At 67.2% G+C, this 6,101-nt stretch carries 4 protein-coding genes and 1 pseudogene; all 5 read right to left on the minus strand.

Annotation, left to right across the window (positions count from 1 at the left end; all coding sequences use genetic code 11):
* Positions 1–19: 19 nt before the first annotated feature.
* Positions 20–1,291, minus strand: coding sequence for a glutamate-5-semialdehyde dehydrogenase (locus G3N61_RS28000; RefSeq protein WP_089449895.1), 1,272 nt, complete (start codon positions 1,289–1,291; stop codon positions 20–22).
* A gap of 138 nt (positions 1,292–1,429) precedes the next feature.
* Positions 1,430–2,524: a DNA polymerase III subunit delta gene (holA, locus tag G3N61_RS28005; protein WP_205824093.1), complete on the minus strand. Its 1,095-nt coding sequence runs from the start codon at positions 2,522–2,524 to the stop codon at positions 1,430–1,432.
* Positions 2,525–2,542: 18 nt separating this feature from the next.
* Complete coding sequence (gene lptE, locus G3N61_RS28010) at positions 2,543–3,097, minus strand: LPS assembly lipoprotein LptE (protein ID WP_089449893.1); 555 nt, start codon at positions 3,095–3,097, stop codon at positions 2,543–2,545.
* A 38-nt stretch (positions 3,098–3,135) separates the two neighbouring features.
* Complete coding sequence (gene leuS, locus G3N61_RS28015) at positions 3,136–5,730, minus strand: leucine--tRNA ligase (protein ID WP_205824094.1); 2,595 nt, start codon at positions 5,728–5,730, stop codon at positions 3,136–3,138.
* 244 nt (positions 5,731–5,974) lie between these two features.
* Positions 5,975–6,101 (minus strand): annotated as a pseudogene (locus G3N61_RS39730) (aminoglycoside phosphotransferase); the annotation flags it as partial.

The raw sequence follows: 6,101 nt of genomic DNA on the forward strand, positions 1-6,101 counted from the left end.
CGGTTGTGCGCCTCGCTGGTTACTGGCGGCCTTCGCCGTGCCCGAGCACGACGTACTTCAGCGACGTCAGCCCTTCCAGGCCGACGGGGCCGCGTGCGTGCAGCTTGTCGTTCGAGATGCCGATTTCCGCGCCGAGGCCGAATTCGAAGCCGTCGGCGAAACGGGTCGACGCGTTGACCATCACGCTCGCCGAATCGACCTCGCGCAGGAACCGCATCGCGCGGTCGTGATCCTCGGTGACGATCGCATCCGTGTGGTGCGAGCCGTAATGGTTGATGTGCTCGATCGCGGCATCGAGGCCGTCGACGACCTTGATCGCGAGCACCGGCGCGAGATACTCGGTATGCCAGTCTTCCTCGGTCGCGTCGACGAGCGCGCCGACGCCCGCATCGGCGAGCACCGTGCGCGCGGCCGCATCGACGCGCAGTTCGACCTGCTTGTCGCGATACAGCTTGCCGAGCGGCGGCAGCAGCTTCGCCGCGACGCCGCTCGACACGAGCAGCGTCTCCATCGTGTTGCAGGTGCCGTAGCGGTGCGTCTTCGCGTTATCGCAGACGGTCAGCGCCTTGGCGAGATCGGCGCGATCGTCGACGTACACGTGGCAGATGCCGTCGAGATGCTTGATCATCGGCACGCGCGCCTCGTTGATCAGGCGCTCGATCAGGCTCTTGCCGCCGCGCGGCACGATCACGTCGACGTATTCGGTCATCGTGATCAGCTTGCCGACCGCCGCGCGATCGGCCGTCGCGACGACCTGCACCGCATCCTGCGGCAAGCCGGCTGCTTCGAGCCCTTCGCCGATCAGCTTCGCGAGCGCCGCGTTCGATTCGAGCGCTTCGGAGCCGCCGCGCAGGATCGTCGCGTTGCCCGACTTCAGGCACAGCGCAGCCGCGTCGATCGTCACGTTCGGGCGCGATTCGTAGATGATGCCGATCACGCCGAGCGGCACACGCATCTGGCCGACCTGGATGCCGCTCGGGCGGTACTTGAGGTTGCTGATCTCGCCGATCGGATCGGCCAGCGACGCCACCTGGCGCAAGCCTTCGACCATCGTCTTCAGCGCCTTGTCCGACAGCGTCAGGCGATCAACGAACGCCGCATCGAGCCCCTTTTCACGGGCACGTTCGACGTCGCGCGCATTCGCATCCTTCAGCGCCTGCGCGTCGCGTTCGATTGCGCGCGCCACGGCGTCGAGCGCCGCGTTCTTCGCGGCCGTGCTGGCGCGCGCCATCGCGCGGGAAGCGTGCCGGGCGCGACGGCCCAGGTCGGTCATGTACTGATCGATATCCATCGTGTGACTCGAGAAGCGCGCCGCGCAGGGCGGCATGAATTCGTGGGGAAGCGTGAGCGGCGGCGGCCGGAGAGCCGCGTCAGCGATCAAAACATTGTAAGCGGGTTGCGCAGCGCGCGCTGAAGGCCCGAACGGGACTTAGCGTCGCACGTGGCCCGCGGTCGGCGGTCGCTCGCCGCGGGCACCGGCCACCGTCATCGCGAGCTGGAACAGCCCGTCCCACGGATCGGGCGGCGGTTCGTCCTGCGTGCGGCGACCCGGCGCGACGGCCGTGAGCCCCTTGACCTGCCGGTCGAGCTTCGCGGCAAACGCGAGCGCCTTCTCGAGCACGGCTTCTGACACGCGGTTCAGCGCGGGGCCGATCAGCCGCTCACGCGGCCCCCACACGCGGTTCTCGCGCAGCAGCGTCGCGAGCGGCTTGCCGGCCGTCGTGCCGCGCTTGATCCGCAGCAGCGTGCGCAACTCCTCGACGACGGCCCACATCACGAGCACGATCGCCTCGCCCTCGCCCTTCAGCCCGTCGATCATCCGCGCGAGCCGCGCGGCGTCGCCGGCGAGCATTGCTTCGTTCAGCTTGAAGACGTCGTAACGCGCGACGTTCAGCACCGCGTCGTGCACCTGCTCGAACGACAGCGCGCCCTGCGGATACAGCAGCCCGAGCTTCTGGATTTCCTGGTGGGCGGCAAGCAGGTTGCCCTCGACGCGCTCCGCGATGAACTGCAGCGCGCGCCGCCCGTCCTCGCCGGGCGCGGCGCGCTGGCCCTGCATGGCGAGACGCTGGCCGATCCAGTTCGGCAGCTGCGCGCGGTCGACCGGATCGATCTTCAGCGCGACACCGCCGTTCTGCAGCGCGGTAAACCACGCGGATTTCTGCGTGGCCGCGTCGAGGCGCGGCAACGTGACGAGCATCAGCGCGTCGGGATTCGGCGTGGCCGCGAGCGTCTTCAGCGCATCGGCGCCTTCCTTGCCGGGCTTGCCCGACGGAATGCGCAGCTCGATCAGTTGGCGCTCGCCGAACAGCGACATCGCCTGGGTAGCGCCGAGCAGCACGCTCCAGTCGAAACCGCGCTCGACCGTATGCACCGAACGCTCGGTGAAGCCGGTCGCGCGCGCGGCCGCACGAATGCGGTCGCACGCTTCCTGCGCGAGCAGCGGCTCGTCGCCGTAGACGGTATAGAGCCCGGCCAACCCCTTCGCGAGGTGCGGCTCCAGCGCATCAAGTCGCAGTTGCATCGGTGCGTACGCCGTCGATCAGAGCGGCGGCGGCGGCAGCGGCGCGCGCGGCGCGACGCCCGGCACCACGTCTTCCGGCGCCGGCGTCAGCGAGTGGACGATCGCGAGACGTCGCATCAGCTGGTCGACCGCGTCGTTCTGCATGTCGCCGTACAGGAGTTCCGATTCCTGCGCCTTCGCGTTCGTGTACTGATCGCTGTACGTCATCGCGCGGTTCAGCGCGATCGCACTCATCGGAATCAGCACCGTGCCGTCCTTGCTCGTCAGTTGGTAGCGCAACGTATAAAAGAGCGCGTATTCCTGTGCCGAACCGTACTTGTTGAGCGTCAGCGTATTCAGGCTACGCGATTCCCACATGGTCAGCACGGCATCGGCGTCGCCCGCCGACTGGACGATCTTCGTGTCGCTGCCAGCCTCGACGAGACGCACGAGGCGCGCCTCGACGGGCGGCGGCGCGCCGGCGATCAGCAGGCGCTTGAACGCGTAGTCCTGCTGGCCGCGCAACTGGAAGCCGCATGCCGACAGCGCAACCGCGCTGCCGACGGCGAGCATCAAAAACGATCTGCGGATCACCTTCGCTCCTTCTGGGTACGTCCGATGGCCAGCGGCCGTCAGACGACGATGTTCACGAGGCGGCCCGGCACGACGACGATCTTCTTCGCCGGCTTGCCGTCGCTGAACTTCGCGAACGCGTCGTCGGCCACCGCCGCGGCTTCGATCGCCTCGCGGCTCGCGTCCTTCGCCACCTTCAGCGCGCCGCGCACCTTGCCGTTCACCTGCAACACGAGTTCGATCTCGGCCTGCTCGAGCGCGGCCTCGTCGACCTTCGGCCACGGTGCGTCGAGCAGCGGGCCGAATTCGTCCGCATAGCCCAGCGCCTTCCACAGCTCGAACGTGACGTGCGGCACGACCGGGTACAGCACGCGCAGCAGCACGCCGTACGTTTCACGCAGCACGCCGGGCGTCGCGCCCTTCGCGCCGTCGATCGCGTTCAGCATCTTCATCGCGGCCGACACGACCGTGTTGTATTGCAGACGCTGGTAGTCGAAATCGGCCTGCTTCAGCACGCTGTAGATCTCGCGGCGCAGCGCCTTGTCGGCTTCGCCGAGCGCGGCCGCATCGAAGCCCGCGCGCGCGGCGAGCGCTTCGCGGTTCGTTGCGCCGAAGCTCCACACGCGGCGCAGGAAGCGGCTCGCGCCCTCGACGCCCGCACCCGACCACTCGAGCTGCTGCTCGGGCGGCGCGGCGAACATCGTGAACAGGCGCGCGGTATCGGCGCCGTACTGGTCGATCAGCAGCTGCGGATCGACGCCGTTGTTCTTCGACTTCGACATCTTCTCGATGCCGCCGAGCACGACCGGCTGGCCGTCCGCGTTCAGCGTCGCGCCGACCGGGCGACCCTTGTCGTCGTGCGTGACCGTCACGTCGAGCGGGTTGTACCAGGTCTTCTTGCCCGATGCGTCCTCGCGGTAGTACGTCTCGTTCAGCACCATCCCCTGCGTGAGCAGGTTCTTCGCCGGCTCGCCGAACTTCACGAGGCCGAGGTCGCGCATCACCTTGGTCCAGAAGCGCGAATACAGCAGGTGCAGGATCGCGTGCTCGATACCGCCGATGTACTGATCCATCGGCATCCAGTAATCGGTGCGCGCGTCGACCATCGTCTCGGCGTCCGGCGCCGTGTAGCGCGAGAAGTACCACGACGAATCGACGAACGTGTCCATCGTGTCGGTTTCGCGCTTCGCGGCCGCGCCGCACTTCGGGCACGCGCAGTTCAGGAACGCTTCCGACTTCGCGAGCGGGTTGCCCGAGCCGTCCGGCACGAGGTCTTCCGGCAGCACGACGGGCAGGTCCTGCTCCGGCACCGGCACGTCGCCGCACGACGGGCAGTGGATGATCGGGATCGGCGTGCCCCAATAACGCTGGCGCGACACGCCCCAGTCGCGCAGGCGCCACGTGACCTGCTTGTCGCCGAAGCCGCCGGCGTTCAGGTCGGCCGCGACCGCGTCGACGGCTTCCGCGTAGTGCAGGCCGTCATACTTGCCGCTGTTCACGCAGACCGCGATTTCCTTGTCGCCGTACCACTCCTGCCATGCGTCGAGCGAGTACTGCTGGCCTTCGGCCGAGATCACCTGCTTGATCGGCAGGTCGTATTTCTTCGCGAACGCGAAATCGCGCTCGTCGTGGCCCGGCACGCCCATCACCGCGCCTTCGCCATAGCTCATCAGCACGTAGTTGCCGATCCACACCTCGACCGGCTCGCCGGTCAGCGGGTGCGTGACCGAGAAGCCCGTCGCGACGCCCTTCTTCTCCATCGTCGCGACGTCGGCCTCGGCGACACCGCCGCGCTTGCATTCGTCGATGAACGCGAGCAGCTCGGGCTTGTCCTGGGCGAGGCGCGTGGCGAGCGGATGCTCGGCCGCGATCGCGCAGAACGTGACGCCCATGATCGTGTCGGCGCGCGTCGTGAACACGCGCAGCAGCTTCTTCTCGCCGTCGAGTTCGTACGGGAAGCCGAAGTTCACGCCGAAGCTCTTGCCGATCCAGTTCTGCTGCATGATCTTCACGCGCTCGGGCCAGCCGAGGCCGTCGAGGTCGTTCAGCAGCTCATCCGCGTACTGCGTGATGCGCAGGTAGTACATCGGGATCTCGCGCTTCTCGACGAGCGCGCCCGAGCGCCAGCCGCGGCCGTCGATCACCTGCTCGTTCGCGAGCACGGTCTGGTCGACCGGATCCCAGTTCACGGTGCCCGTCTTCTTGTACGCGATGCCCTTCTCGAGCATCTTCAGGAACAGCCACTGGTTCCACTTGTAGTAGTCGGGCTTGCACGTCGCGATTTCGCGCGACCAGTCGATCGCGAGACCCATCGACTGCATCTGGCCCTTCATGTAGTCGATGTTGTCGTAAGTCCACTTCGCGGGCGGCACGCCGTTCGCCATCGCGGCGTTCTCGGCCGGCATCCCGAACGCGTCCCAACCCATCGGCATCAGCGTGTTGTAGCCGTTCATCCGCAGATAGCGGTACATCACGTCGTTGATCGTGTAGTTCCGCACGTGACCCATGTGCAGCTTGCCGGACGGGTACGGCAGCATCGACACGCAGTAGAACTTCGGCTTCTGCGAATCTTCCTGCGTCTTGTAGGCATCGGCTGCGCGCCAGTCGCCCTGGGCGGCGGCTTCGACGTCGGCGGGTACGTATCTCTCGTGCATGGTGTGGTTCGGACTAGGCTTTAAGCGGCGCGACGGCTCGCGCGCGGATGTGGATCGAAAGTCGTGCTGGCCCGGCGGACTGGCAGGTTCGCTGTTGCCGGACCTGTTCACGGTTTCCGGGAATTTTCCGGGTAACCCGCAGCATGCCCGGGTAGCCTGGAAAATTCCGGGTTACCTGAAAAAAGCCTGCCAACCGGGAAAAACGTTGATTATACCGCCCGCGCCGGCCCATTCGACCGGTCTTGCGGCGGAAACTGGCGTCCGACGAGGCGGGCGCGAGGGTCGACAGGTCGAGTGCGTAGCGCTCGGCGAGCGGGTGCAGCCACGCGGTGAGCGCTTCGAGGCGGGCGTCGGGCTGGGATGCGGCGGAT

Source organism: Burkholderia sp. Ac-20349 (genome assembly GCF_017104865.1).
GTDB classification, from domain to species: domain Bacteria; phylum Pseudomonadota; class Gammaproteobacteria; order Burkholderiales; family Burkholderiaceae; genus Burkholderia; species Burkholderia aenigmatica.